Consider the following 26963-nt stretch of genomic DNA (forward strand, 5'->3'; position numbering starts at 1 on the left):
CTGGACCTGGTGGTGACCTCCGACCCGCTGGAGTTGGCCGGCATCACCTATGTACCGCTGTTCACTTACGAGGCCATGTTGGCGGTAGCCAACCAGCACCCACTGGCGGGCAAATCCTGCATTCAGCCCGAAGATCTGGCGACTGAAACCCTGATCACCTACCCGGTGGAGCGTGATCGCCTGGATATCTTCACCCGTTTCCTCGAGCCGGCCGATGTGGAGCCGGCCCAGGTACGCACCTCGGAGCTGACGGTGATGATGATGCAACTGGTGGCCAGCGGCCGCGGCGTCTGCGGCCTGCCCAACTGGGCGCTGCACGAATACAGCTCGCGCGGCTATGTGACGGCCAAGCGCCTGGGCGACAAGGGCCTGTTCGCCACCCTGTATGCCGGCATCCGCACCGATATGCTGGATGCGCCCTTTATGCGCGACTTCCTGCTCACCGCCAAGGACACCTCCTTCGCCAATCTGGAAGGGGTCAGCGTCGCGCGCAGCTAGCAGGCCGTTGAAAAATGTAGGCGAGGCAGCCGAGACAAGGCGCTACGTTAGTAACAGCCTTCGGCTGGTCAAAACAGGCGAGGAAGCGGAGTTTACGAGCTGTAAATGAGCATGACCCGCTTCGCTCGCCCTTCGGGTCGCGCTGAAGCGCGTTAGCCGCAAGCGGCTTGCCGAGCCTGTTTTTAACGCCCCTTTCTTTTATAAAAAGGGGCACCGCAGGTAGTTTTTCAACGGCCTGCTAAGCCCCCTGTGCTTAGCTTGAGGTAAGCCATCATCTGGACCTCAGCATGCGCCGCTTGATCACCGCCCTGTTGCTGTGGACCTGCCTGATCCATCCAGCGTTTGGCGAGGAGCGCATCCGTATCGCCATCGGCGAGTGGCCGCCTTTTATCGGCGCGGCACTGCCGCACTATGGCGTGGTCCCGCAACTGATCAGCGAAGCCTTCGCCAGTCAGGGCGTCAGCGTCGAATACGGCTTCTTTCCCTGGAAACGCGCCTACGAGGAAGTCAAACAGGGGCGCTGGCATGGCTCGGCAATCTGGGGCCGCACGCCGGAACGCGAGGCCGACTGCCTGTTTTCCGCGGTGGTTTACAGCGATGAAGTGGTACTGTTCTATAACCGCGCCAAGCCCGTCGACTGGGATGGCAGTCTGGCCACAGCCCAGCAGTTGAACGGCCTGCGCATCGGCATTCCCCTGGGCTCGGCGAAAACGCCGGTACTGGAACAAGCCGAACGGCTCGGCTGGGTGCATTACGAAGCCAGCGGCGACGAGCTGAGCAACCTGCGCAAGCTGGCGGCCCGACGCATCGATGCGGTGGATATAGTCAAAGGCTCGGGCAGCCATGTGCTGAACCAGCAACTGAGCGCCGAGGAGCGCAGCAAAATCACCACCACGCCCACCTACCAGCGCTGGGACTACCACCTGATCCTGTCGCGTCAGTTGCCGGAGAGCGAGCGCTACCTGCGCCTGTTCGATCGAGGCCTGCAACAGCTGAAAGACAGCGGCCGACACCAGCAAATCTGGCAGCAGTTCGAGCAGCCTGGCCCGCTGAAACTGGCGCCGTAGCGCCCGGCAATAGAGCAGCGCAGGATCACGCAGCCTTGAACCACGCCACTTAGACCATCTCCAGCGCCTGCTTGCGCCTCGGCACTGCATAGGCCGTATCGATCAACGCCAGATCCTCGGCGCTCAACTGCAGACTCGCCGCGGCGGCGTTCAAGTGCAGGTGGGTGGGATTGACCGCCTTGGGGATGGCAATCACCCCGGGCTGACGCAGCACCCAGGCCAACGCGACCTGTGCGGGCGTCACGCCATGGCGCGCGGCCACCTCAAGCAGCGCCGGGTTGCGCAGCAGCCGGCCGGCCTGGCCTAGCGGGCAATAGGCCATCAGTGGCATGGCCTGCCGTTGCTGCCAGGGCAGCAGATCGAACTCGATCCCTCGCGCCTCGGGGTTGTACAGCACCTGGTTGGTCGCGCAGGCCGGTTCGGCCAGCTCCTGCAGGTCATCCAGATCGAAGTTGGACACGCCCCAGCGCTTGATTTTGCCCTGCTCGCGCAAGCGCTCGAAGGCTTCGACGGTTTCCTCCAGCGGGTATTGGCCGCGCCAGTGCAGCAGATAGAGGTCGATCACCTCGGCCTGCAAACGCCGCAAACTGCCCTCGCAAGCCGCAATAGCGCCCGTTCGACTGGCGTTATGCGGGTAGACCTTGCTGACCAGAAAGACCTGATCGCGCAGCCCGGCAATCGCCTCGCCCACTACCTTCTCGGCGCCGCCTTCGCCATACATTTCCGCGGTATCGATCAGGCGCAAGCCCAACTCTATGCCCTGGCGCAAGGCGGCGACTTCCGCGCGCCGTTGCCCGGCCTCCTCGCCCATACGCCAGCTGCCCTGGCCAAGCACCGGCACCTGGCTACCTGCCAGTTCGAGTGTGCGCATTGTCTATCTCCACTAATTAGTCGACGCCCCAGGAACCAGTAGGCATTCAGTTGCGCTCGGAACTCAGTAACAGCAGCAAGGATACCGGCTGCTCGCTTTCCGGGTGCAGGGGCTCCTGCAACCACTGCAAGCGCCAGCCGGTTTCGGTAAACAAACCGAGCCAGGACTCCAGGGTGCGGAAAAACCAGGGCATCGGCTGGCTAAAGCCCTCGGCGAAGCCGGCAAAGGTCTCCACCCGCCAGCCATCGCGATAGCTGGCATCGTGGCAGGCGCGCCAGGGGTGCAGGGTCTGGATCAATAGACGGCCATTGGCCGCCAGCAGCCCGTGCAAATCGTTCAGGGTCGGCGCCAACGGCTCTTCGAGCAGGGCGAAATTGCCCACCAGCACATCGAAGCGGCCAAGCTGCGCGGCCTGGCTGTTCAGCTCGGCATAGCCGCAGACGCGATACTGCGCGCGTGGGCTGCCCGCCTGCTGGGCCACGGCGATCAAGGGGGCCGAGGCATCCACCCCGATCGCCTCGATGCCGTGCTCGGCCAGACCGCGGCATAACCAGCCCTCGCCACAGCCCAGATCGAGCACGCGCTTGGGCGCCAGGGCCAGAATGGCCTGGACTATAGCCGCATCGGTGACCAGGCGCCGGCTCTCGATACGCTGTTCGCGCACCGCCGCCGTCCAGGCATCGGCATTGGCCTGCCAGCTGAGGTTGAGTTGTTCCCGATGATCGCGTTGCATAGATCATTCGTCCTGTGTGCAGTCGCGCAATTCTAGGCGCTGCAAATATTTCTGTGTCTGCCAAGTACATCCCTGCCGGAGCCCCCGCTCAACGGCTAGACTTGTCGGCAAGTGGCCCACTGAGATGGACTCAGGCGAAAAGCTCACTGCAGTTATTCAGCAACCTGCAAACCTATGGATGAGTACATCAGGCTAAATGAATATGGGCACATCGTGGCAACCTCAAATAACTCAACTGCCCGCCGGCAGCCAAGCCACTATGCAAGCAACCCCGCGCAAACGCAGCAGCAAGCTGAAAATCAGCTTCTGGCTGCTGGTACTGGTGCTGCTCATAGTGGCAGGGCTACTGGGTGCCTATGAAATACGCACCGCGCGCTTGCAGGCGCAAGAACTCAGCCGCTACGCCAAGACCCTCAGCTACCGGGTCAGACCAGGCCCCAGCCCGTCGATCTTCTACCCCAAGGAAGGCCCCTTCGATAAGCGCCTGGGTTATACCTACCTGCCGCTGATGCTCGAACGCCTCGAGCAGCGCGGTTTCGGCGTAGAGCAGCAGGCGCAATTCTCGCCGGCCCTGCTCAGCTACGCTCAGAGCGGTTTCTTCGTGCCTTACCCGGAAAAGATCCAGACCGGCCTGAGCATCAGTGACTGCCGTGGCACGCCCTTCTACGAATTTCACTATCCCCAACAGCGCTACCCCAGCTTCAGCGCCATTCCGCCGCTGGTCTCAGGCAGCCTGCTGTTTATCGAAAACCGTCATCTGCTCGACCCCGAGCAGCCCCAGGCCAACCCGGCCGTGGATTGGCCGCGCTTTATCATGGCCGCGGCGTCCCAGGTCGGCAAAATGCTCGACATGCAGGACCAATCCGCCGGGGGCAGCACCCTGGCCACCCAGCTGGAAAAATACCGCCACTCGCCGGACGGCTTGACCCTCTCGGCCACGGAAAAACTCCGGCAGATGATTTCCGCCAGCGTGCGCGCCTACCAGAGCGGTTCGCAGACCATGGCCGCGCGGGAAAACATAGTGCGCGACTACCTCAACAGCGTGCCGCTCTCCGCCGCGCCAGGGCATGGCGAGGTCCACGGCCTGGCTGACGGACTGCGCATCTGGTTTGGTGCCGATTTTGCCCGGGTCAACCTGCTCCTCGACCCCGCGCGCTCGCCCGAGGCAACCCCTGAGGAGCGCGGCCTGGCGCTGCGACAGGTGCTGGCCCTGATGATCGCCCAGCGCCGCCCCTCCTATTACCTGGCCCAGGGCCGCAATGACCTGGCCGAGCTGACCGACAGCCATATCCGCCTGCTGGCGGGCGGCGGCTTGATTGACAGCGACTTGCGTGACGCGGCGCTAAGCCAGCCGCTGAGCTATCGCGACTGGGCGGCGGAGCCCAATCTGCAGCAGGTGGACGGCAATAAAGGCATCAGCGTCTCGCGCTCACGCCTGTCGGCCATGCTCAATATGCCGCTGTATGACCTCGACCGCCTCGACCTGAGTGCCACCAGCACCCTGCACAACGAGCTGCAACAAGCCGTCAGCCAGTACCTGCAGCAACTGGCCGAGCCGGAGTTTGCCGGACAAATCGGCCTGTTCGGTGAGCGCCTGCTGTCGCCGGAGAAAACCGCCGATGTGCGCTACAGCTTCACCCTGTTCGAGCGCACGGCCAACGGCAGCCAAGTACGCGTGCAAACGGACAGCACCGACCAGCCCTTCGACATCAATGAAGGCAGCAAACTGGAACTGGGCTCCACCGCCAAGCTCAGGGTGCTATCCAGTTATCTGGAAATCATCACCGAGCTGCACCAGCGCCTTGCCGGGCAAAGCCCCAGTGAACTACGTGCAGTTAACGGTCAGGACAACCTGACCCGCTGGGCCGTCGACTATCTCCTCAGCACCCCTGGCGCCAGCCTGCCGGCCATGCTCGATGCGGCACTGGAACGCAAATACTCGGCCAGCCCGGGAGAAAGCTTTTTCACCGGCGGTGGCCTCCATACCTTTTCCAACTTCCGCCGCGAGGACAACCACCGCATCGCCACCATGCGCGAAGCCCTACGCGAGTCCTTGAATCTGCCCTTTATCCGCCTGATGCGCGACCTGGTGCGCTACACCACCTACCAAGGCCCGCATAACAGCGCCGAATTGCTCAAGGACGATAAGGACCCGCGGCGCCTGGCCTATCTGCACGACTTCGCCGACCGCGAGGGCACCACCTTTCTCTTGCGCTTCTGGCGCAAGTATCAAGGGCAACCCGATCAGCAGCGCCTGGATACCTTTCTCAATGGCCTGCGGCATACCTCGGTACGTCTCGCCGCCGTGCACCGTTACCTGATGCCCCAGGCAGACGAAGCGACCTTCTCCGCCTTTCTGCGCAAGTACCTGCCCCAGGAAAAACTCACCGACAAGCGCATCGGCGAACTCTATAAAAGCTATGGCCCTGGCGCCTATAACCTGCCCGATCAAGGCTATATCGCCCGGGTTCACCCGCTTGAGCTGTGGCTCTTGGGTTATCTGATCGAACAGCCGCAGGCCACTTTCACCGATGCGGTAAAGGCCAGCCAGGACGAACGTCAGGAAGTCTACGGCTGGCTATTCCGCAGCCGCCACAAGAGTGCCCGGGACAGCCGCATCCGCATCATGCTGGAGGTCGAGGCCTTCCTCGACATTCACCGGCGCTGGCAGAACCTGGGCTATCCCTTTGCCCATCTGGTGCCGTCCCTGGCCACTGCCATTGGCAGCTCCGGCGACCGTCCGGCGGCATTGGCGGAGCTGGTGGGGATTATTCAGAACGATGGCATTCGCCAGCCCAGCGCCCGCATCAACAGCCTGCACTTTGCCGCCGACACGCCCTACGACACCCTGGTCAAACGCAACCAAGCAAGCGGCAAGCGGGTGATGGCTTCGGAAGTGGCCGCCGCCTTGCGTAGCGTCCTCGCCGAAGTGGTCGAAAATGGTACCGCGCGCCGCCTGCAAGGCAGCTTCAAGCTGGCCGATGGGCAGCCACTGAAAGTCGGTGGCAAGACCGGCACGGGGGATAACCGCATCGAAACTGTCGGCTCCGGTGGCCGGGTCCTGAGTTCACGGGCGATGAACCGTACCGCCACCTTCGTCTTCTACCTGGGCCCACGACACTTCGGCACCCTCACCGCCTTCGTCCCGGGCCGCGCCGCGGAAAGCTTCCGCTTCACTTCGGCGCTGCCGGTGCAAGTGCTCAAGGGCATGGCCCCTATTCTGATGCCCTACCTGGAGCCCGGCAGCAACAGTCAATGCCAGCCGCCACTGCCTTCGGTGCAGGCCAGCGGGCAATAGGCCCAGAAGTCCCAGGGCGTGGCCTTGGGAATAGATCGCTGGCTACGATACCGCGCGGTCAATAAAAAACGGGAGGCCACTGCATGGCCTCCCGTTTTTTCAACACAACCCGCAGGTTATTTGGCCTTGTAGATAATCCCCGGACTGCATTGCACCATCTGATAGTGAGCGGGCAGGCCATTGAGCGCTTCCGACGCACCGAGGAACAGGTAGCCACCCGGCTTCAACATGGCATGAATGCGGGTGAGGATGTCCTTCTTCACATCGGCCGAAAAGTAGATCAGCACATTGCGGCAGAACACCACATCGAACTTGCCCAGGCTGGCGTAGCTGTCCAGCAGGTTCAGCGGACGGAACTCGATGCGACTCCTGATGGCCGGCTTGACCACCCAGCGCCCCGGCCCCTTGGGGTCGAAATAGCGCTGCAGGCGTTCCTGGGACAGGCCACGGCCCATCGCCAGGCTGTCGTACTCGCCCGATTTGCAGTTGAGCAACATCGACGGCGAAAGGTCGGTGGCCACAATCTGCACACCGCCCTTGAGTTGCCCCATATTGGTTTTCTCGAACTCGTCGATGGTCATCGACAGCGAGTAAGGCTCCTGACCCGAGGAACAGGCCGCCGACCAGATGCGCAAGCGCTGACCCGGGCTGGCCTTGATCATCTCCGGCAACACGCGGTTCTTCAGCACCTCGAAGGGGTAGGTATCACGAAACCACAGGGTTTCGTTGGTGGTCATGGCATCCACCACCTGCTCACGCAAGCCACTGCGCGGTTGGTTCTGCATGCGTTGCACCAATTCCCCCAGGGTCTTGATGCTGTTCTGCTCCATCAATTTGTTGAGACGACTGGAAACCAGATACTGCTTGTTAGTGCCAAGCAGGATGCCGCAGGCTTTTTCCAGGAAAGTCCGGAACTGCTCGAAATCCAAATTACCTGTAGACACTCGCGAGGCCTCGACAAACATTTTTTTTACTGAGGGCCAAGCCCTCAGTCCCCAGCCGATTGGTTGATGCGCTCGGCCACTCGTGCGGCCAGATCATCAGGACGGAATTTGGCGAGGAAATCATCTGCGCCGACCTTCTTCACCATGGCCTGGTTGAACACACCCGAAAGCGAAGTATGCAGGATGATGTGCAGCTTTTGCATGCGCGGATCGGCGCGGATCTCCGCGGTCAGGGTATAGCCATCCATCTCGGGCATCTCGATGTCGGAAATCAGCATCAAGAATTCTTCCTCGGGTTTGCGGCCCTCCTCGACCATGGCTTTCAAATAGTCCAGCGCCTGTCGACCGTCGTTAAGCGCAACCACCTCCACGCCGACGGTTTCCAAACACCGCGTCACCTGCTTGCGCGCCACCGAAGAGTCATCACAAGTGAGCACTCGCTTGCTCACCGCCCGGGCCTGGGTCCGGGCATCCAGCACCCCTTCGGAAATCACCTCGGAGGTAGGGGCCACCTCAGCCAGGACCTTCTCGACGTCGATGATCTCCACCATCTTGTCATCCAGATGGGTCACCGCCGTCAGGTAATGGTCGCGCCCAGTGCCCTTGGGTGGCGGATGGATCGACTCCCAGTTCATGTTGACGATACGTTCCACCGACTGCACCAGAAAGCCCTGCACCTTGGTGTTGTACTCGGTGATGATCACAAAGCTGCTGTCGATATTCTCCAGCGGCGCATTACCGGTGGCCATGGACAGATCAAGAATGGGGATGGTGCCGCCACGGATATTGGCCACTCCCCGCACCACGGGGCTGGATTTGGGCATGATGGTGAGTTTCGGGCATTGCAGCACCTCTTTCACCTTGAAGACGTTGATGCCATACAACTGATTGCCACCCAGACGAAACAGCAACAGTTCCAAACGATTCTGCCCAACCAACTGAGTTCGCTGGTTAACCGAATCCATCACACCGGCCATACCCAAACTCCTTATTCGAGTAACAGGTTCTTGTCAGCGTAGCAGGCGGCACGCGCCTTGCTATCCCACTCATATGAACACAGAAACGACAACTATCCGACACTCACTGGCAAAGTGCCGCTATTGGCTGGCGGTTTTACCTGCTTTGTTGGCGCTCGGCCACTGCCCCCTGCTCTGGGCAAACGCCACAGGCCCTGCTCAACTTATCGGCGCCGGCGAGATTTTTCTTGAGCAGGCGGTGAGCGATTATTTACAGCGTAGCAACATCGGCGGTCGGCACGAGATTCAAATCAACCGCCTCGACCCGCGACTACGCCTGCCGTTGTGCGACCAAGACTTGCTTACCAGCCTGGAAAGCCCGGCCGAACCCATAGGCCGCGTGACCCTGCGGGTGCGCTGTGATGGCAGCGCACCCTGGACAGTGTTCGTCCCGGGCCAAGTGCGCCTATACCGCGAGGTGGTCACCGCCAGCCGTCCGCTCAAGCGCGACACTGTGCTGACAGACATGGACCTGGCCTTGGCCGAGCGCGATGTCGGCCTGCTCAACCAGGGCTACCTGACCATGCTCAAACAGGCCGTTGGCAAAAAATTGACGCGTGCATTAGTGCCCGACCAGGTATTGGCCCCCGTGCATGTGCAGCAAGCCGAGGTAATCCGCAAAGGCGATCAGGTGGTGATCAGCGCCCGCAGTGGCGGCATCAGCGTGCGCATGCCCGGCGAGGCCTTGTCAGACGGAGCCATAGGCAAGCAGATCAGTGTGCGCAACCAACGCTCGAAGCGCGTGGTCAGAGCCCGTGTGACGGGCCCCGGGCAAGTAGAAGTGCCCATGTAGGCATGATTCTTGTCTAGTATTTGACTAACGGATTTCTCCACCGTGTTTTAGACTGATGCCTGACGCACAATTTTTGTTCTAAAGTTTCTTTGGGTAGAGCCGATAAGCCTGGCAAGCGTCCACACACTGTTCGAGGTTTTGCATCATGGTCATCGACTTCAACCGGCCCACAAATGCCGCCACGCCTGCCAATTCGGGGCGTACCGGCAGTGCCCAGGCTGCTGGCCAGAATGAAATCCTGACCAGCAAGCAACCGACCAGCACACCCGCCCCCGTCGAACAGGCGCAGGCCGGCAAGAGCGGCGAATCCGTGCAGCTCAGCCGTGAAGCGCAGCAGCTGCAAAAAATCAGTGAAAAACTGCGTGACCAACCGAGCGTCGATAAGGAACGCGTCGCCCAGCTCAAACAAGCCATTGCCGACGGCAGCTACCAGGTCGACAGCCGGCGCGTTGCCAGCAAACTGCTTAATTTCGAATCCCAGCGCTAGTCCCAGGGCTGCGCTGGGGGTAATGGTTGCCCGACAGATCGTTCCAAGCCACAGTGCCTAGAATGATGTGCCACCCCCAAAGAGCCCAGCATGCACGACACCACCCTGCTTGAGCTGTTCAACAACGATATCGGCACCGCCGAGCGCTTGCTTGAATTGATCGATATCGAATTCCAAGCCCTCAGTGATCGCGACTTGCCGCGCCTGCAAAGCCTATTGGCGGACAAGCAACCGCTCCTCAGCCTCCTCGATCAGCATGGTCAGCAGCGCAGCCAAGTATTGCGTGGCTTGCAGCTCAGCGCCGACCGCGCCGGCCTGCAAGCCCTGGCCGCGCAATCCAACCAAGGCGCACAACTGCTGGCACGCGGCGACCAACTGAGTGAGCTGCTTGAGCGTTGCCAGGCCGCCAACTTGCGCAATGGTCGCTTGATCCGCTCCAGCCAGGCGTCGACCCGCAACATGCTCGGCATTCTGCGCGGCAACGAAACCCCCAGCCTCTATGACAGTCGCGGCAGTGCGGCTAGAATCGGCCAACAGCGCCCGCTCAGCCAGGCCTGAAACCTATAACAAGGCACAGGGGACATGCTGTCACATTGACAGTATGCTAGTGCTCTAGCTTTTGCTCGGAGAGTTACGGACCGTGTCCAATCCTTTCAATCAGGAAGATGGCCCGCAACCACCCAAGGTGCTCAAGACACCGGTGGAAATAGTTGCCAACCTGCGCCTGCTGCAACAGAACCACGACCCACTGATCATCACCTTCCACGAACGCAATCAACGCTTTCAGAGCTATGTGATTGAAGTCGATCGCGAGAAAAAAACCGTCATCCTGGATGAAATGATTCCTCACGATGGCGAACGTTTTTTGCTCAATGGCGAAGCCTTCAGGATCGAAGCCTTCCATGAGGGGGTGCGGGTAGCCTGGGAGTGCGAGCAGGATGTGCGCATCACCGAGCATGAAGGGGCGCGTTGCTACCTGAGCCCGCTGCCTACCGAAGTGCATTACCACCAGCGGCGCAATGCGTTCAGAGCCCCTCTCAAGCAGAGCGAACTGATCAAGGTCCAACTGGCGGGCGACAAGCTGCGCAATGCCCTGACCGGGCAGCTGTTGGATATCTCCGCCACAGGTTGCAAGCTGCGTTTTCCCGGCGATATCAGCAGCAGCCTGCAGGCCGGCCAGGTCTATGAGCGGTTCACCGTGCAATTGCCTTTTGGTGCCATGACCACAGCGCTGGAACTGCGCCATGCGCAGTATGAAGAAAAGCTCGACATCACCTTTGTCGGCGCGCGCTTCCACCGCATGAGCGGCCTGGAGCAGCGGCAGATCGAACGGTTTGTCTATCAGCTGCAACGCGAAGCCCGCCGCTTCGAAAGTGACGGCCTGTTCTAACCCGCACGCGCCAGCCCATCTCCGTCAGATCTGGATCCCCAACTCCGCCAGGCGCGGTAGATCTTCCGGGCGGTCCACATCCCAGAGTTCCGGCAGCAGGTGATGGCCCCAGTCCAGTTGCTGCAAGCGCTCCCGGGTCATGCGCAGAACCTGCTCCGTCCCCCAGGGTATGTCGCTGAACAGCAGCGCAGTGATGCGGCGCAGCCCCAGCAACACATAACCGCCATCCTCAGCCGGACCTATGACCACCGGCTGCCCCTGCAAGGCCTCACAGGCGTTGTTCAGGTAGCCCGCATCCAGCGCCGGACAGTCGTTGCCAATCAGAATCACCGCGTCGCTGCCCGCCAGGCCCAAGGTGGCGATACAGCGCATGCGCTCCCCCAGATCGCCGGCCGGCTGCTCGACCAGGGTCCAGCCCAGCTCTTCGGCCAAGGCCTGCAAGCTCGCGTCAGGCACATCATCGAGCCATAGAAAGCGCTCGCTGAAGCCCTCCACCGGCAGCTGCAACGCGCGCTCGAGCAGCAACCGTTGCAAATCGCACGCGCCTTCCCGCCCCAGCGCAGGGATCAAGCGGGTTTTCACCCGTCCCGGTACCGGCGCACGCGCCAGCATATGCAAGGAGATCGACAGGCTCATAGCGGTGACCCTCGGTGATATTGGCGCGCCAACTTTTCCGGGTCGACCCCGCAATAGTAAGCCAGGCGCAAATGCCACATAAGTAACAAGGTACGCCATATTCCCCGTTGCTCCCAGCGTCTGCTGGAAGTCGACAGCGGCGGGCGCAGGCACCGCGGCCAGGCCAGACGCCGCAGGCGGCGACAGAGCTCTAGATCCTCCATCAACGGCATATCCGCATAGCCGCCCAGTGCCGCGAAGGTATCCCGGGCGACAAAGAGGCCCTGGTCGCCCGAGGCGATGCCGGTCAAGCGCGAGCGCAGACTGACCATGCTGCCGATGACGCGCAACATAGGTGCGCGCCCCGAGAGGCGCACATCGAAGCGCCCCCACAGCGGACGTTCGATCAGCATATCGAGCAAGCAACGGATGGCTTCTGGGCTGACCCGGGTATCGGCATGCACGAACCACAGGTAGTCACCGCGCGCCACCGCCGCTCCCGCATTCATCTGCCGCGCCCGCCCAGCCGTGCAGCTCAGCACCCGATCGACCTGAGCCGCCGCCAGCTCGCAGGTGGCGTCGCTGCTCCCACCATCCACCAGCAACAGCTCGGCCCCGGCCAAACGCAACGCCGCCAGATCGCCGAGCAGCAACGGCAGGGCCTTCGCCTCGTTGCGCGCCGGGATAATCACGCTCAGCAACGGTTTCATGGCCGCAGCTCTGACTCACCGAGTGCAGCCGTTGTGCCGCCCCCTGCCGGCTGCGGCTCGCTGTCGTGCATCTGCTGGTGCACCACCAGCTCGTCGACGCGCGGGTCGAGGGCCGCCGTCAACGGCGAGCTGGTGGTGCTGTCGGGCATTGGCACATGATGCAGTGGCGCATCCTCGACCTGATGCAGATGGGTCACCCGCTCCGGCCGCACCCGAATGACCAGGATCAAGGCGCAGCCGCAGACGAAGGCGTAGAGCATATTGGCGCCGAAAAAGCGCATCAGCACCCCCGCCAGCAATGGGCCGAGGCTGGCTCCCACGCCAAAGGTGACCAGCAGCATGGCCGTCAGGGATACCCGCCGCGCGCCTTCAACGTGGTCATTGGCCAGCGCCACCGCCAGCGGGTACAGGCTGAACTGCAAGGCGCAGACGCTAAAGCCGACCACGAACAGCAGCAACAGGCTCGCCTGCGGCTGCAGCGCCAGCGGCAGCGCCGCCAATGTCAGTAATAAGGCGCAGGTATTGATCAAGCGCACCCGGTCATGCCGATCCGACAGCCAACCCAGCGGCCACTGCACCAGCAGTCCGGCCAGGATGCTGCAGCCCATAAACAGACCGACCTGCTCGGTGCTCAGGCCCATGCGCGTGCCATACAGCGGGGCCAAGCCGTAGAAGGCACCGATCAGCAGCCCCGACACCGCGATGGTGGTCAGCGACAGCGGCACTCGCTCGATAAAGAAGCGCATCTCCAGCGGGGCCGGATGCAGAGGCGCCGGGTGCAGCTTATGGGTCAAGGCCACCGGCACCAGACACAGGGCAAAACACAGCGCCACCAGCATCAGCAATTCCACCCCCAGTGCCGGATGTGCCACCAGCACCAACTGACCGAGGATCAAGCCCAGGTAGGACGCGCCCATATAACCGGCGAACACCTGGCCACGCTGGCTGCTGTCGGCCTGCTCGTTGAGCCAGCTTTCGATCACCATGTACTGGCACATCATGCACAGCCCCACCAGCAGGCGCAGCAGCAGCCACACCGGCAACCAAGCACTCAAACCATGACCGAGCACCGCCGCGGTCACCACACCGGCGCAGGCCACATAGGCGCGAATGTGACCGACCCGGGCAATCAGCCGATGGCCCAGCTTGCCGCCCAGCACCAGCCCCAGGTAGTTGGCCGCCATCAGCGCACCGACCCACAGGCCATCGGCGCTTTCCGCCAGGCGCAAACCCAGGTAGGTACTCAACAAGCCCGACCCCAGCAGCATCAGCAGGGTGGCGAAATACAACGAACTGAAGGATTTCAAGATCAGGGACATGGGGCCCGCGTGGCTCCTTGATAAGGCACCGGACCCATGTCCGGCGGTCAGACTCTATGCCTGGGCGGCCAGCACGCGCCGTTCCCAGGGGGTGATTTCGTCGAAGAAACTCGTAAGCTCCAGGGTCTTGCTGGCAATGTAGCCTTCAATAAATTCCTTGCCGAACAGTTCCTCGGCCAAGCTGCTGCGCTTGAGCCGCTCGATGGCCGCATGCATGGTACAGGGTAGCGCCAACTCATCCGGCACGCTGAACTCACCCTGGATCGGCGCACTGGGCTGCAACTGCTGTTCGATCCCATACAGGCCCGCCGCCAGGCTGGCGGCCAAGGCCAGATAAGGGTTGGCATCGGCCCCCGGCAGGCGGTTCTCCACGCGCCGCGCCACCGGCGCACTGGCCGGAATGCGCAAACCAGCGGCGCGATTATCCTCCGACCAACAGGCGTTATTCGGCGAGGCATAGGGATGGCAGAGGCGCTGGTAGGAATTCACATGAGGCGCGAACAGCAGGGTGAAATCCGCCATGGCCGCCTGTTGGCCGCCGATAAACTGGTAGAACGCAGGCGTCGCCTGGCCATCGGCGGCGCTGAAGATATTCTGCCCACTGCCCTGCTCCACCACGCTCTGGTGAATATGCATGGAGCTGCCCGGCGTGTGCGCCAGCGGCTTGGCCATGCACACCAGATTGAGGCCATGCTTGAGCCCCACCTCCTTGAGTAGGTGCTTGAACAGCAGCGTCTGGTCGGCCAGTAACAGTGGATCGCCATGCAACAGGTTGATCTCGAACTGGCTGACGCCCATCTCATGCATAAAGGTATCGCGCGACAGACCCAGGGCGGCCATGCACCGATAGACCTCATTGAAGAACGGCCGCAGACCGTTATTGGAGCTGACGCTGAAGGCCGCACCACCCTGCTCGCGGCGCCCATCCAGGCCCAGCGGCGGCTGGAATGGCTGCTGCGGATCGGGATTGGCGGCAAACACGAAGAACTCCAGCTCGGTCGCCACCACGGGCTGCCAGCCATGGGCGGCGTAGCGGGCTATCACCTGCTTGAGCAAGGCGCGGGTGGACAGGCCAGAGCCGCGGCCATCCAGCTCATCCGCATCGCAGATCGCCAGGGCGCGCGGGCTATCGCTCCAAGGCAGGCGATGGATCTGGCCGGGCACGGCGTTCAGCGCCAGGTCGCCGTCATCGCTGCCGTAAAAGCGCGGCGCCGGATAACCGCCCATGATGCATTGCAACAGCACGCCACGGGCCAACTGCAGGCGCCGTCCCTCGAGAAAGCCCTCAGCCGTCATCACCTTGCCGCGCGGCACCCCATTGAGATCCGGGGTCACGCATTCGATTTCATCGACACCCTGCAGCAATTCAGCCAAGGCGCTGCGGTTGAGGCTGTTCATCTGCTGTTGTCCCTATTTGTTGAATTCAGGCGCAAAAAGCCGTACTCGAACGGCGATGCGTACAAAATACGCATCGCGCGTTCAAAATTTCAAGCAACGGCCTGCTTCAGCCTCGCCAGGGTCAATTTACGACCATATACATCTATTTATTCGATTTAATCGGCCAAAGCCATGGCAAGCATAAAGTGCTCCGAATAGCGCTAATACTAAAAGTAAGCATCTGTTTTATATAGGGAAAGATCAACTATTGATGACATCGATTATTACCATGTCGCGGCTGCACTTCTTAATCAAATTCTCATAAGTAACATGGGCCCCGTACTCACTTACCGCCCTTACGAGGAGCCTGAACATGAAAAAGCACATTATCACCGCCCTGTTTCTGACCAGCTTGTCTGCTAGCGCTTTCGCCTTGCCACAAGACGCCCCACAACCCCTGCTGGGGGAAAGCAAAGACGGCAGCGTAAAAACCCTGATCGGCTTTGGCAGCAACCCGCTGGCCGAAGGTGGTGCCGAGCGTTTACAAGAACGCCTGCGAGTAACCGAAGACGGTAGCGACCGTGTCGGCCTGAATCGCCTGGCCGAAGGCGGTGCCGATCGCCTGCAAGAGCGCCTGCGTATCGCTGCAGATGGTGCCGAGCGTGTCGGTGTGGATCGCCTGGCTGAAGGTGGTGCCGATCGCCTGCAAGATCGTCTGCGGGTGGCTGCAGACGGTACCGACCGTGTTGGCGTGGATCGCCTGGCCGAAGGCGGTGCCGATCGTCTGCAAGAACGTCTGCGGCTGGCTGCAGACGGTGCCGACCGAGTTGGTCAGTATCGCCTGGCCGAAGGCAGTGCCGAGCGTCTGCAGGAACGTCTGCGGGTGGCCGAAGGCGGCGCCGAACGCACCCCAGGCCAGCGTATCGGTTAACCCCATGCTGCTAACAACTGCCTGCCCACCATGCCAAAGGTGCCCTATCCGGCACCTTTGTCGTTTATAGCCCTGCCCCGCCCTATTCCAACTGCGCCAGACGCTCTTCCAGAGCGGCGATGCGCGCCTCCAACGCATCCAGGCGACTGTCTTGCTGAGCGCTCACCACCGGCCGCGACGACTCACTCACCCGCGCTTCCATGGCCGCCTGCAAATCGGCAGGCTCACCCAACAAATGCATATAGCGATCTTCACGCTGCCCCGGCTGACGCGGTAGCTGGCAGACCAGTTCGCGGCTGATCAAACGCTCCAGGTTATGTTGCAGCTGCTCGGCATCCTCGAAGTCATGCATGCGATTGCTCCGGGTCAGCAACTCATTGACCGTTTGCGGACCGCGCAATAGCAGCAAACTGATCAATACGACCTGGGCCGCCACCAGCTCCAAACCCTTGTCGGCGCGATGCTCCCAACGGTCGGCACGGCTGCCCATGACTAACCGGGCCAGACCACGCCCTTCGAGGCTGCGCAAGGCCTGGCCGACCTGACCCGGACTCAGATTCAGCACCGGCTCGCGACTGGTCTTCTGGTTGCAGGCCAGCACCAGGGCATTGAGGGTCAAGGGATAGGTTTCCGGGGTGGTGGTCTGCTTCTCGATCAGACAACCCAGGGCGCGGGCTTCGACAGCCGTCAGCGGCATAAGACCTGACGGGTTAAGACTTTCGCTGGACATGACAACCTCTCTCACACGGACATGTCGCAAGCCTAGCCTGACCGGCAGCGGCTTGATACGACCGCCACCCTAATAAGCTCGCGCCAGACACGCCCAGCAGAAACAAAAAAGGCCTACGCAGTGCGTAAGCCTTTCTATTTGGCGTCCCCTGCTGGAATCGAACCAGCATCTAGCCCTTAGGAGGGGCTTGTTCTATCCATTAAACTAAGGGGACCTATCCGGGCTGGATGGGCAAGCCACCAGCCGGGCCGCATCTTAGCGAGCCTGCGCCGATTTGTCATGCCACTGCCATTGTGGTGCCGCCATACTGCAGACAGACCGCCCAGGAGATCGCCATGAAGCACGCCACCTCGTCCAAGCTGCCCGACTCGCCTTTCGCCAACTTTACCCTGCGCGCCGCCAGCGTCACCGACGCCGCGGCCCTGGCCGCCCTGCTGCAACAGCTTGCTCTGGATGAGCCGCGGGGCGACGCCAAACTGCTGGCCTTGCGCCTCGGCGAGCTGCCGGCCAACCGTGTGGTGCTGGTGGCCGAGCGCGACGACAAGCTGCTGGGCACCTGCACTGTCCACCTGATCGAGCACCTGGCGCACAACTTCGCCCGCTCGGCGATTGTCGAAGACGTGGTGGTGGACGCCGACGCACGCGGCCTGGGGATAGGCCAGGCGCTGCTGGGCAAAGCCATAGAACGCGCCCGCGCCTGGGGTTGCTATAAGCTGGCGCTGTCCAGCAGCCACAGCCGCGAGGCCGCCCACCGTTTCTATGCAGGCCTGGGCTTTAAGCCCCACGGTATTAGCCTGGCCTTGCCCCTGGACTAACAGGCCAATTAACGGGCATGCCGCCCTCATCCGGCGCTGCGCGCCACCTTCTCCCGAAGGGAGAAGGGCATAAGGATTACGTCGCTGCGCGACTTTCTCGTTAACGGCGCAAACGCTCCTCGGCCAAGCGATCGGCAATCTCGACCGTGGTGCGACCTTCCTGCTCGGCCCGCTGGAATATCTGCTGCAGGGTGGCGCCTATGCCTTCGATATGCGCCTTCAGTTGGGCGGCGCTACCGCCGGTGCGCTCGTAGCAGACGTCGATGATGCCGCCGGCATTGATCGCGTAATCCGGCGCGTACAGGCAGCCGCGCCGACGCAGTTCCTCGGCCAGCCCGGCATCGGCCAACTGGTTATTCGCCGCACCGGCGATGATCGGCGCACGCAGCGCTTCGAGGGTCTGCCGGTTGATAATGCCGCCCATGGCGCAGGGCGCGAATACATCCACATCCAGACCGAAAATCTCCTGCTGCGTCACAGCTGTAGCGCCCAGTTGCTCCACCGCGCGACGCACATTGGCCTCGACTATATCGCTGACCCACAGCTCGGCCCCGGCCGCCTTGAGCTGCCGGGCCAGATCGAAGCCGACCTGGCCGGCGCCCTGAATCGCCACCCTGAGGCCGCGCAAATTATCGCGACCTAGGCGCTGCTTGACCGCCGCCTGGATGCCGATAAACACCCCGTAGGCGGTGGACGGCGACGGGTCGCCATTGCGCAGACCGCCACCAAAAGCCTCACGTTGCCCTGCACCGGCCACATGACGGGTGCGCTCGGCCATGATCTGCATCTCGGCTACGCCGGTGCCCGAATCCGCCGCGGTGATATAGCGCCCACCCAGGCTGTTGACGAAATCGCCCATGGCCTGGAACAGCGCCTCGCTCTTGCCGCTATGGGGGTCACCGATAATCACCGCCTTGCCGCCGCCCAGGGGCAATTGGGCCAAAGCCGACTTGTAGCTCATGCCGCGGGACAGGCGCAGCACATCGCGCAGCGCCTCCTCGTCATTGGCGTAGGCCCACATGCGGCAGCCGCCGAGGGCCGGCCCGAGGTTGCTGTTATGGATGGCGATAATGGCCTTCAGGCCGCTGGCCTGGTCGTGGCCGAAGACCACCTGCTCGTGGTGATCGAATTCAATATGGGAAAACACGGACATGAGGTTTCTCGTTTTTTTGTTGTAAGGAATCGCCCTCTCCCGGTTAAGGGAGAGGGTTAAAGGGAATGCTCAGGGGGATTAAGCCGCCGGTTCGAACAAGCGCACCGTCTGGATTTCGCTGGTCAACATGCGTGCCTTGAGCTGCTCGCTCTGCTCGCGCACCTTGGCCAGGCTGCGCTCCTTGACGTGGCCGTAGCCGCGGATCTGCTCCGGCAGCTCGGCCAGGGCCACCGCGCTGCGGTAGTTGTCGGCGTTGAGTTCCTTAAGCAGGTAGTCGAGGCTACGTTCGTAGTCCGCAATCAGTTCCAGTTCCAGCTTGCGTTCGGCGCTGTAGCCGAACAGGTCCAGCGGCATGCCGCGCAGGAACTTGAACTTGGCCAGCAGGCCGAAGGCCTTGAGCATCCAGGGGCCGAACTGGCGCTTGCGCGGCTCACCGGTCACGGCATCGCGCTTGCTCAACCAGGACGGCGCCAGATGGAACTCCAGGCGGTAATCGCCCTGGAACTGCGCTTCCAGCTGCTGGATAAAGTTGCCATCACTGTACAAGCGCGCCACTTCGTACTCGTCCTTGTAGGCCAAGAGCTTGAAGTAGTAACGCGCCACGGCGCGGCTCAGGGCCTGGTCGGCGCTGGTGTCGGCCTGACGCACGCGCTCGACCAGAGCGCGATAGCGCTCGGCATAGGCGGCGTTCTGATAGGCGGTGAGAAAGTCGACGCGGAACCGCAGGATCTCCTCCAGGCTTTCGCAGCGCGGCGCATCCGCCACCACCGGCTTGGCCAGACGTTCCACGGCGCCGACGTCATGGGCCGCACGGCGGCCCCAGAGAAACGCCTGCTGGTTGAGCTGCACCGCCACGCCATTGAGTTCGATGGCACGGTCTATGGCTTCGGCAGAAACCGGCACCAGGCCCTTCTGGTAGGCAAAGCCGAGCATAAACAGGTTGCTGGCGATGCTGTCGCCGAGCAGGCGGGTGGCCAGGCGGGTGGCGTCGACGAAGTGGGTCTTGCTCGCCCCCACCGCCTCGATCAGCGCCTCGCGCATGGCCGCCCCCGGCACCTGGGCATCCGGGTTGCGGGTGAACTCGGCGGTGGCCGCTTCATGGCTGTTGATCACCGCATGGGCGATATTTTCGTTGAGCTTGGCCAGGGCCTCTTCGCTGGCAGACACCACCAGATCGCAACCGAGCAGCAGGTCGGTTTCGCCGGCGGCGATGCGCACGGCGAAGATATCCTCCTGCTGGGCGGCGATACGGATATGGGTGATCACCGGGCCGAACTTCTGCGCCAGGCCGGCCTGGTCCAGCACGCTGCAACCCTTGCCTTCCAGGTGCGCGGCCATGCCCAACAAGGCGCCCACAGTGGTCACGCCGCTGCCGCCAACACCGGGCAGCAGAATATTCCACGGCCGCGAAAGATTCGGCTGCGCAGGCTCCGGCAAGGCGATAAACAGCGCGCTCAGGCCCACGGCTTCCGGCTTGCGCAGGCTGCCGCCGTGGACTGTGACGAAGCTTGGGCAGAAACCTTCGACGCAGCTGAAATCCTTGTTGCAGGAGTTCTGATCGATCTCACGCTTACGGCCCAATTCGGTTTCCAGCGGCAATACCGACAGGCAGTTGGACTTGACGCTGCAATCGCCGCAGCCCTCGCACACCGCCGGATTGATAAAGGCGCGCTTCTGCGGGTCGACCAGCTTGCCGCGCTTGCGCCGGCGGCGCTTCTCGGCGGCGCAGGTCTGATCGTAGATGATCACCGAGCAGCCCTTGAACTCGCGCAGCTCGCGCTGCACCGCATCCAGTTCGCGGCGATGATGGAAAGTAACTATGGGGGCGAAGGTGGCGCGGGTCGGGTATTTCTCCGGCTCGTCGGTGACCAGGGCGATGCGTTTCACCCCCTCGGCGAACACCTGCTGGCTGAGTTGATCGACGCGCAACTCACCGTCGATCGGCTGGCCGCCGGTCATGGCCACCGCATCGTTGTAGAGAATTTTGTAGGTGATATTCACCCCGGACGCGACCGCCGCACGCAGGGCCAACTGGCCTGAGTGGAAGTAGGTGCCGTCACCGAGGTTCTGGAAGATATGCGGGGTGTCGGTAAAGGGCGCCTGGCCGATCCAGGTGGCGCCCTCACCGCCCATCTGGGTGAAGGTGTCGGTGTTGCGGTCCATCCACTGGGTCATATAGTGGCAGCCGATGCCGCCCTGGGCGCGGCTGCCTTCCGGCAGTTTGGTCGAGGTGTTGTGCGGACAACCGGAGCAGAAATGCGGGGTACGCACCGTGCTGTGCTTGGGCGCGGCCAGGGAGGCTTCCTTGGCTGCCAAAAAGGCCAGGCGCTCTTCGATGCTGGCGCTGCTGTAGATAGGCGCCAGGCGCTTGGCTATGGCGCGGGCGATCATCGCCGGGGTCAGCTCGGACAGGTTCGGCAGCAAGGACACGCCGGTTTCGTCGAACTCGCCCACCACCCGCGGGCGCTTGCCCACCGGCCAGTTGTACAGTTGGCCGGTTAGCTGGTCTTCGATGATGCTGCGTTTTTCCTCGACCACCAGAATCTCGTCCAGGCCTTCGGCGAATTCGTGCACCGACACCGGCTCCAGGGGCCAGCTCATGCCGACCTTGAGCACGCGCAGGCCCACCTTGGCGCACAACTCGTCGTCCAGGCCGAGGTCGACCAGGGCCTGACGCACATCCAGATAGGACTTGCCGGTGGTGATAATGCCCAGGCGCGGGTTGGGCGAATCGAGCAGCACCTGGTTGAGCTTATTGACCCTGGCGAAGGCGCGGGCGGCGTAGATCTTGTACATGTTCAGGCGCTTTTCCTGCGCCAGGGGCGGATCGGGCCAGCGGATATACACGCCGTCTTCCGGCAGCTCGAAGTCTTCGGGAATTCGTACCTGCATGCGCAGCGGGTCGACATCCACCACAGCCGAAGAATCGACGTTCTCCGCGATGGTTTTCAGCGCCACCCAGCAACCGCTGTAGCGCGACAGCTCCCAGCCGATGATGCCGTAGTCGAGGATTTCCTGGACGTTGGCCGGGTTAAGCACCGGAATGGAGGCGGCAATAAAGGCGTGTTCGCTCTGGTTGGCGATGCTGGAGGATTTGCAACCATGGTCGTCGCCGGCCAGCAGCAACACGCCGCCATGCTCGGAGACACCGGCCGAGTTGCCGTGCTTGAACACGTCGCCGCAGCGGTCCACGCCCGGGCCCTTGCCGTACCACATCGCGAACACGCCGTCGTAGCGCGCACCGGGAAACAGGCTGGTCTGCTGACTGCCCCACACCGAGGTGGCGGCCAACTCTTCGTTGACCCCGGGCTGGAAGTGGATGCCGTTGTCTTTGAGGTACTGCTTGGCATCCCACAGGCTCTTGTCGAGGTTGCCCAGAGGCGAGCCGCGGTAGCCGGAAATAAAGCAGGCGGTGTTGAGGCCATGGGCCACGTCGCGCTGCTTTTGCAGCATCGGCAAGCGGGTCAGGGCCTGGGTGCCGGTGAGATAGAGGTGACCAGTGGCAAGGCGGTACTTGTCATCCAGGCGGATCTCGGCCAGAGACATGCGAGCGCTCCTTTATTATTTTGGCGAGCTGAGCCGGCACCGGTTAATGCCAGCCCTGATTCTGTCTCGCCCAGGATCACTGGGCTAAACGACTGGCTAAAAATATGACTGAGCGGTGCCGCTTTTTCCTTTCTAATTTCAAGCTGAAATGCCGATACTGCGCATAATATTTGCAATAAATACAAAAATTCGGAAATAGCCATGCAAGAAAAGCTTAGCCCCATCGACCGCAAGATTCTTCGCCTGCTGCAACATAATGCCGACCTGTCCGCCGCCGAGATCGCCGAGAAGGTCGAGCTGTCGCAATCGCCCTGCTGGCGGCGGATTCATCGCATGCAGGAAGAAGGGCTGATCGAACGCAAGGTCGCCCTGCTCAGCCATAAGCAACTGGGCTTCAGCATCACGGTGTTCGTCGACATCAAGCTCTCGGCCCACGGCCGCAGCAACCTGGAAGAATTCGAGCGGGCGGTGGTCGGCTACCCCGAGGTGCTGGAGTGCTTCACCATGGCCGGCGGCTCGGACTATCTGCTCAAGGTGGTGGCCAAGGACATCGCCAGCTATGAGCGTTTCCTGCGCGACCACCTGCTGCAGCGCCCCCATGTACACGAGGCGCACTCGCATATCGCCATGAGCGAGGTCAAACGCACCACCGAATTGCCGTTAGATTAGCCCACGGGCTTCGCGGCGAAGCTCTGCAGCTGCCAGGCATCGCAGCTAGAGCCGGGCTCAGCCGCTGGCGCGAGTCGTTTCGAGCAGAGCCAGCAGCTGGTCTACGGCTTGTTCCAAGTGACTGGAGTTATCCAGCAGATGCAAGGCATCCGCCGCGCTACTGGTAAATAGCCCATTGCGGGCCAAACGCTGCTCGATCTGCTCCGGTGTTTCGCGGCCACGTTTGAGCAGGCGCTCACGCAGCGCCTCGATATCCACCGCCAGCACTATTCCTATCAGCTCGGGATAGCGTTGCCGAGCTTCGCGCAGATAGGCTCGCGAACCATTGACCAGCACATCCTGCCCGGCCGCCAGCCAGTCATCGATTTGCTTGGGAATACCGTAGGCCAGGCCGTTGGCGTGCCAGCTCAGGGCAAAGGCCCCCTCGCGCTGCAACCGTTCGAACTCGGCCGGGGCAACACCAATGGCGTCCTCCCCTAGCGCTTCGGCGGAACGGGTAATCACCCGCCGGGCGATCCGGCAACCGCGCTCGGTCAGACGCTCGCGCGCCGCGTGTAACAGGCTGTCCTTGCCCGAGCCCGAAGGCCCTATCAGATAGATCAACCTGCCACGCATCAGCACACCCTTTTCGTTTGTCGCCAGACCTGCTGAATTATCGTCTTAGCGCCCCGCCCCCATATGGCTCTAGACCAAGACCGGAACACCTTAATAAGCCTTAAGACTTGAGCGCCCATTGCTTTAAGGGTTTGCGCAGCACAAGCACCGGTTTTGCCCAGTAACACGCATTTCTGATAGCCGGTGCTGGCAAAAAGCCTTTACCGCAGCCACAATTTCGCCACGCAATTGGCGTCAATTTAATGTTCTTGTGACTTTAGGGTCACAAGCCATCAAGTGGCTTTTCTGGCTGAACGGTTAGTGCTATAGATGGTCAAACCGGTGACTATCCTATAGCCCATTGCCAGTATCGCTTTCCTAAACTAACCGGTTTAATGTACGCGCCCTATGAAACCAGCACTCTATTCCAGCCGTACCGCTGACAAATTCGTTGTTCGCCTGCCAGACGGCATGCGCGAGCGTATCGCGGATGTTGCGCGCAACCATCACCGCAGCATGAACTCGGAGATCATTGCCCGCCTCGAGCAAAGCATGCTCCAGGAAGGCAGCCTGGGTGATGACCTCAACATGCGCCTGGATAGCCCCGAACTGTCCCTGCATGAGCGAGAGCTGTTGCAACGCTTCCGTCAGCTGTCACGCCGTCAGCAAAATGCCCTGGTGGCATTGATAGCGCACGACGCGGAAATGGCCAACGAAGAAGCCTGAGCTTCTACAGACTAAAAAACCGGCCCTTGGCCGGTTTCTTAGTTTGCAAAACAACCGCTCATCAGGCGGTTTTTTCGTTTAAGTCGCAGTGGCCAAGCCCCCGACACAAGGGAGCGCCTGAGGCGAATCCAAAAGCTGCCGACCCGCTATCCTCCGCTAGAAAGCGCCGCCCGTAAACCGAGTACCGCTAAAGCAGAAACACACTGGCCAACCCGAGGAAAATAAAGAAACCGCCGCTATCGGTCACCGCGGTAATCATCACACTGGCCCCTAGCGCCGGGTCACGCCCCATGCGCACCAGGGTCATGGGGATCAGCACGCCCATCAGGGCTGCCAGCAATAGATTGAGCACCATAGCGGCAGTCATCACCACGCCCAGGGACCAGCTGCTATAGAGCAGATAGGCCACCACGCCAATCACCCCACCCCAGACAATACCGTTAAGCAAACCAACGCCCAACTCCTTGCGGATCAAGCGCGCCGTGTTGCCTGTGCTGACCTGATCCAGCGCCATGGCTCGCACTATCATGGTGATGGTCTGGTTACCGGAGTTGCCACCGATGCCGGCGACAATCGGCATCAAGGCCGCCAAGGCCACCAGCTTTTCAATCGAGCCCTCGAACAGGCCGATCACCCGCGAGGCCATAAAAGCCGTGACCAAGTTGATCGCCAACCAGGCCCAACGGTTGCGCAGCGACTTCCACACCGAGGCGAAGATATCCTCTTCCTCGCGCAGACCAGCCATATTGAGGACTTCGCTTTCGCTCTCCTCACGGATCAGGTCGACCATCTCGTCTATGGTCAGGCGCCCAATCAGCTTGCCGTTCTTGTCCACCACGGGCGTGGAGATCAGGTCATAACGCTCGAATGCCTGGGCGGCATCGTAGCCATCCTCGTCCGGATGGAAGCTCACCGGGTCGGTAGCCATCACCTCGCTGACCAGTTTCTCCGGATCATTGACCAGCAGGCGCTTGACCGGCAGCACGCCCTTGAGCACGCCGTCGTAATCGACCACGAATAGCTTGTCGGTATGGCTGGGCAGCTCTTTCAGGCGACGCAGATAGCGCAGCACCACTTCCAGGCTGACATCCTCGCGAATGGTAACCATCTCGAAGTCCATCAGCGCGCCGACCTGATCCTCTTCATAGGACAGCGCCGAACGCACTCGCTCGCGCTGCTGCGCATCGAGGCTTTCCATCAGCTCATGGACGACATCGCGCGGCAACTCGGAGGCCAGGTCGGCCAGCTCGTCGGCGTCCATCTCCTTGGCCGCGGCGAGAATCTCATGATCATCCATGTCGGCGAGCAGGGTCTCGCGCACCGCATCGGACACTTCGAGAAGGATGTCGCCGTCGCGCTCGACCTTGACCAACTGCCAGATGGTCAGGCGGTCAGTGAGCGGCAAGGCTTCGAGGATGTGAGCCACGTCGGCGGAGTGCAACTCGTCGAGCTTGTGCTGCAGCTCGGCAAGATTCTGCCGATGCACCAGGTTTTCCACCCGGTCGTGATACTGGCCTTCCTGACGATGGGTCAGGTCTTCGACCAGCTTGTGCCGGTGCAGCAGCTCGACCACCTGAGCTAGGCGGTCCTGCAGGCTTTCTTGCGGTTTTTTCGCTTCTACTTCAGTCATGGCGCGCTCCACCCCCAGCGGCAGCGCACGCCAAAGAGGGTCAATCAGTCAACACGTGATTGCACAATCGAGGTTCAGAGTAACTACTGGGTAAGTCCATGGTGGTATTCCACAAGCCCCGGCGGGGCTGACGGGGCAAATGATAACACCACGCAGCCGCTCTGCATGTGACAAAAACGAGCCCAGAACAAGCGCTTGCAACACAAACTTAAGTGCTTGGCGCAAATCTGCAAGTGCGACGCCTGAGACAGCGAACAAGGCACTGCTGGCGAATGCACAGCCATCGACTAACCTTGCCCGAGGACCGTCAAGGAGGACGCCTCATGCATGGACTGCGCTGCGCAGCTTTCTGCGCCATTCTGCTGTACCCAAGCCTCAGCCTGAGCTCAAACGTATTTCGCTGCGAAAATGGCAAAGGCCAAGTCACCTTCGCTCAGCATGGCTGCCCCGGCGCCCAAACGCAGCAGCTACAGCACGCCTACAACCCAACACCAGGCAGCGGCAAACCCGTCCCACTAGCAAAAACCCGGAAAACCAAGCGCAGTGCAAAGCAGGAAAGCGATCATGCCGTGGTCGTGGTGGGCGTGCAGCAAGATGGCTGCGGCAACCGCCTGAGCAGCAGCGAACGGCGCACCGCCATCATCAGACAGAAGATATCCAGCGGCATGAGCCGCGCAGACGTGGAAAGCAGCCTGGGCAAGCCCGACAGGATCACCCAGCACAATGGCCAGGCGCGCTACCTCTACCGAGATAAAAAAGGTAATAGCCGCCAAGTCAGCTTCGATGAAGCCGGCTGCGTCAAAGGCAAGGCCAAGCGCTAAATTCGCCAGATAAAAAATGACCGGGAGTCATTTTTAACGTCGCGCAGCGACGGCCCGCAGGGTGGCCGCCATGGACGGCAGGCCATAAAAAAGGCTATGTCCCAATTATGTGTTGCATGGTTCGCCCCATCGCTTCCTGGATGCAGTAATCCGGCTGAATACGCTGTTGGTAACGTTCAAGCATGCGCCGCCAGCCCAGATAATTCGGCAGGTAGCGGGTGGCGACACCA

25 protein-coding genes, 1 tRNA gene and 1 pseudogene are annotated in these 26963 nt (G+C 61.7%); 12 read left to right on the forward strand and 15 right to left on the reverse strand.

The window, feature by feature from the left end; translation table 11 throughout:
• The coding region (locus tag Q8Q83_RS15695) for a LysR substrate-binding domain-containing protein (RefSeq protein ID WP_305625064.1) at positions 1-498 on the forward strand (498 nt) is incomplete at its 5' end.
• Between the two features lie 287 nt (positions 499-785).
• Positions 786-1565, forward strand: coding sequence for an ABC transporter substrate-binding protein (locus Q8Q83_RS15700; protein ID WP_305625065.1), 780 nt, complete (start codon positions 786-788; stop codon positions 1563-1565).
• Between the two features lie 49 nt (positions 1566-1614).
• Here the strand turns inward: Q8Q83_RS15700 and Q8Q83_RS15705 are convergent, their stop codons facing one another.
• Together Q8Q83_RS15705 and Q8Q83_RS15710 are read right to left on the reverse strand one after the other, a co-directional pair.
• The gene (locus Q8Q83_RS15705) at positions 1615-2436 is read right to left on the reverse strand and encodes an aldo/keto reductase (RefSeq protein ID WP_305625066.1); all 822 of its coding nucleotides are present in this window, start codon (positions 2434-2436) and stop codon (positions 1615-1617) included.
• A gap of 46 nt (positions 2437-2482) precedes the next feature.
• Complete coding sequence (locus Q8Q83_RS15710; protein WP_305625067.1) at positions 2483-3169, reverse strand: bifunctional 2-polyprenyl-6-hydroxyphenol methylase/3-demethylubiquinol 3-O-methyltransferase UbiG; 687 nt, start codon at positions 3167-3169, stop codon at positions 2483-2485.
• Positions 3170-3428: 259 nt separating this feature from the next.
• Between Q8Q83_RS15710 and Q8Q83_RS15715 the strand changes: the two genes are divergently transcribed.
• Positions 3429-6467 carry a transglycosylase domain-containing protein gene (locus Q8Q83_RS15715; RefSeq protein WP_305625068.1) on the forward strand — a complete coding sequence of 1013 codons (3039 nt, stop codon included), beginning with the start codon at positions 3429-3431 and terminating at the stop codon, positions 6465-6467.
• Positions 6468-6583: 116 nt separating this feature from the next.
• On the opposite strand, the gene cheR is transcribed toward Q8Q83_RS15715, so the two are convergent.
• Complete coding sequence (gene cheR / locus Q8Q83_RS15720) at positions 6584-7411, reverse strand: protein-glutamate O-methyltransferase CheR (protein WP_305625069.1); 828 nt, start codon at positions 7409-7411, stop codon at positions 6584-6586.
• Positions 7412-7455: 44 nt separating this feature from the next.
• Positions 7456-8388: a chemotaxis protein CheV gene (locus Q8Q83_RS15725; protein ID WP_305625070.1), complete on the reverse strand. Its 933-nt coding sequence runs from the start codon at positions 8386-8388 to the stop codon at positions 7456-7458.
• 73 nt (positions 8389-8461) lie between these two features.
• On the opposite strand from Q8Q83_RS15725, the gene flgA reads away from it, so the two are divergent.
• From flgA to Q8Q83_RS15745, 4 genes are all read left to right on the forward strand, one after another.
• Positions 8462-9220: a flagellar basal body P-ring formation chaperone FlgA gene (gene flgA / locus Q8Q83_RS15730; RefSeq protein WP_305625071.1), complete on the forward strand. Its 759-nt coding sequence runs from the start codon at positions 8462-8464 to the stop codon at positions 9218-9220.
• Between the two features lie 145 nt (positions 9221-9365).
• Positions 9366-9707: a flagellar biosynthesis anti-sigma factor FlgM gene (gene flgM, locus Q8Q83_RS15735; protein WP_305625072.1), complete on the forward strand. Its 342-nt coding sequence runs from the start codon at positions 9366-9368 to the stop codon at positions 9705-9707.
• A 90-nt stretch (positions 9708-9797) separates the two neighbouring features.
• Positions 9798-10265 (forward strand): flagella synthesis protein FlgN, encoded by a 468-nt coding sequence (locus Q8Q83_RS15740; RefSeq protein WP_305625073.1) that lies wholly within the window; start codon positions 9798-9800, stop codon positions 10263-10265.
• An 82-nt stretch (positions 10266-10347) separates the two neighbouring features.
• Entirely contained in the window at positions 10348-11097 is a 750-nt protein-coding gene (locus Q8Q83_RS15745; protein ID WP_305625074.1) for a flagellar brake protein, read from the forward strand.
• 24 nt (positions 11098-11121) lie between these two features.
• Here Q8Q83_RS15745 and Q8Q83_RS15750 read toward each other — a convergent pair whose 3' ends face one another.
• The 4 genes from Q8Q83_RS15750 to Q8Q83_RS15765 are packed head-to-tail and all read right to left on the reverse strand — an operon-like array spanning position 11122 to position 15037.
• Positions 11122-11733 (reverse strand): TIGR04282 family arsenosugar biosynthesis glycosyltransferase, encoded by a 612-nt coding sequence (locus Q8Q83_RS15750; protein WP_305625075.1) that lies wholly within the window; start codon positions 11731-11733, stop codon positions 11122-11124.
• Positions 11730-12422: a TIGR04283 family arsenosugar biosynthesis glycosyltransferase gene (locus Q8Q83_RS15755; RefSeq protein WP_305625076.1), complete on the reverse strand. Its 693-nt coding sequence runs from the start codon at positions 12420-12422 to the stop codon at positions 11730-11732. Before Q8Q83_RS15755 ends, Q8Q83_RS15750 begins: the two co-directional genes overlap by 4 nt.
• Positions 12419-13741 (reverse strand): MFS transporter, encoded by a 1323-nt coding sequence (locus tag Q8Q83_RS15760; RefSeq protein ID WP_305625077.1) that lies wholly within the window; start codon positions 13739-13741, stop codon positions 12419-12421. The genes Q8Q83_RS15755 and Q8Q83_RS15760 overlap by 4 nt, the downstream gene beginning before the upstream one ends.
• Positions 13742-13795: 54 nt before the next feature.
• The gene (locus Q8Q83_RS15765) at positions 13796-15037 is read right to left on the reverse strand and encodes a glutamine synthetase family protein (RefSeq protein ID WP_305625087.1); all 1242 of its coding nucleotides are present in this window, start codon (positions 15035-15037) and stop codon (positions 13796-13798) included.
• 454 nt (positions 15038-15491) lie between these two features.
• Here Q8Q83_RS15765 and Q8Q83_RS15770 point away from each other — a divergent pair, with 454 nt between their 5' ends.
• On the forward strand, positions 15492-16049 hold the full coding sequence (locus Q8Q83_RS15770) for a phage infection protein (protein ID WP_305625078.1): 558 nt from the start codon (positions 15492-15494) through the stop codon (positions 16047-16049).
• Positions 16050-16131: 82 nt separating this feature from the next.
• On the opposite strand, the gene Q8Q83_RS15775 is transcribed toward Q8Q83_RS15770, so the two are convergent.
• Together Q8Q83_RS15775 and Q8Q83_RS15780 are read right to left on the reverse strand one after the other, a co-directional pair.
• Entirely contained in the window at positions 16132-16779 is a 648-nt protein-coding gene (locus Q8Q83_RS15775) for a YceH family protein (RefSeq protein WP_371132421.1), read from the reverse strand.
• A 139-nt stretch (positions 16780-16918) separates the two neighbouring features.
• Positions 16919-16993: transfer RNA gene (locus Q8Q83_RS15780), tRNA-Arg, on the reverse strand.
• A 121-nt stretch (positions 16994-17114) separates the two neighbouring features.
• Here Q8Q83_RS15780 and Q8Q83_RS15785 point away from each other — a divergent pair.
• On the forward strand, positions 17115-17594 hold the full coding sequence (locus Q8Q83_RS15785; protein WP_305625079.1) for a GNAT family N-acetyltransferase: 480 nt from the start codon (positions 17115-17117) through the stop codon (positions 17592-17594).
• A 100-nt stretch (positions 17595-17694) separates the two neighbouring features.
• Here Q8Q83_RS15785 and Q8Q83_RS15790 read toward each other — a convergent pair whose 3' ends face one another.
• Positions 17695-18747: a Glu/Leu/Phe/Val dehydrogenase dimerization domain-containing protein gene (locus Q8Q83_RS15790; protein ID WP_305625080.1), complete on the reverse strand. Its 1053-nt coding sequence runs from the start codon at positions 18745-18747 to the stop codon at positions 17695-17697.
• A 78-nt stretch (positions 18748-18825) separates the two neighbouring features.
• Complete coding sequence (locus Q8Q83_RS15795; RefSeq protein ID WP_305625081.1) at positions 18826-22293, reverse strand: indolepyruvate ferredoxin oxidoreductase family protein; 3468 nt, start codon at positions 22291-22293, stop codon at positions 18826-18828.
• A 201-nt stretch (positions 22294-22494) separates the two neighbouring features.
• Here Q8Q83_RS15795 and Q8Q83_RS15800 point away from each other — a divergent pair, with 201 nt between their 5' ends.
• On the forward strand, positions 22495-22962 hold the full coding sequence (locus Q8Q83_RS15800; RefSeq protein ID WP_305625082.1) for an Lrp/AsnC family transcriptional regulator: 468 nt from the start codon (positions 22495-22497) through the stop codon (positions 22960-22962).
• A 57-nt stretch (positions 22963-23019) separates the two neighbouring features.
• On the opposite strand, the gene phnN is transcribed toward Q8Q83_RS15800, so the two are convergent.
• On the reverse strand, positions 23020-23577 hold the full coding sequence (gene phnN, locus Q8Q83_RS15805) for a phosphonate metabolism protein/1,5-bisphosphokinase (PRPP-forming) PhnN (RefSeq protein WP_305625083.1): 558 nt from the start codon (positions 23575-23577) through the stop codon (positions 23020-23022).
• Positions 23578-23964: 387 nt separating this feature from the next.
• On the opposite strand from phnN, the gene Q8Q83_RS15810 reads away from it, so the two are divergent.
• Positions 23965-24282, forward strand: a complete 318-nt coding sequence (locus tag Q8Q83_RS15810; RefSeq protein WP_305625084.1) for an Arc family DNA-binding protein — start codon at positions 23965-23967, stop codon at positions 24280-24282.
• Between the two features lie 187 nt (positions 24283-24469).
• Here the strand turns inward: Q8Q83_RS15810 and mgtE are convergent, their stop codons facing one another.
• Positions 24470-25912: a magnesium transporter gene (gene mgtE / locus Q8Q83_RS15815; RefSeq protein ID WP_305625085.1), complete on the reverse strand. Its 1443-nt coding sequence runs from the start codon at positions 25910-25912 to the stop codon at positions 24470-24472.
• A 293-nt stretch (positions 25913-26205) separates the two neighbouring features.
• Here mgtE and Q8Q83_RS15820 point away from each other — a divergent pair, with 293 nt between their 5' ends.
• Positions 26206-26733, forward strand: coding sequence for a hypothetical protein (locus Q8Q83_RS15820; protein ID WP_305625086.1), 528 nt, complete (start codon positions 26206-26208; stop codon positions 26731-26733).
• Between the two features lie 94 nt (positions 26734-26827).
• Here the strand turns inward: Q8Q83_RS15820 and Q8Q83_RS15825 are convergent.
• Positions 26828-26963, reverse strand: a pseudogene (locus Q8Q83_RS15825) (IS1595 family transposase); the annotation flags it as partial.

It is taken from the genome of Pseudomonas sp., assembly GCF_030696055.1.
Taxonomy (GTDB): domain Bacteria; phylum Pseudomonadota; class Gammaproteobacteria; order Pseudomonadales; family Pseudomonadaceae; genus Aquipseudomonas.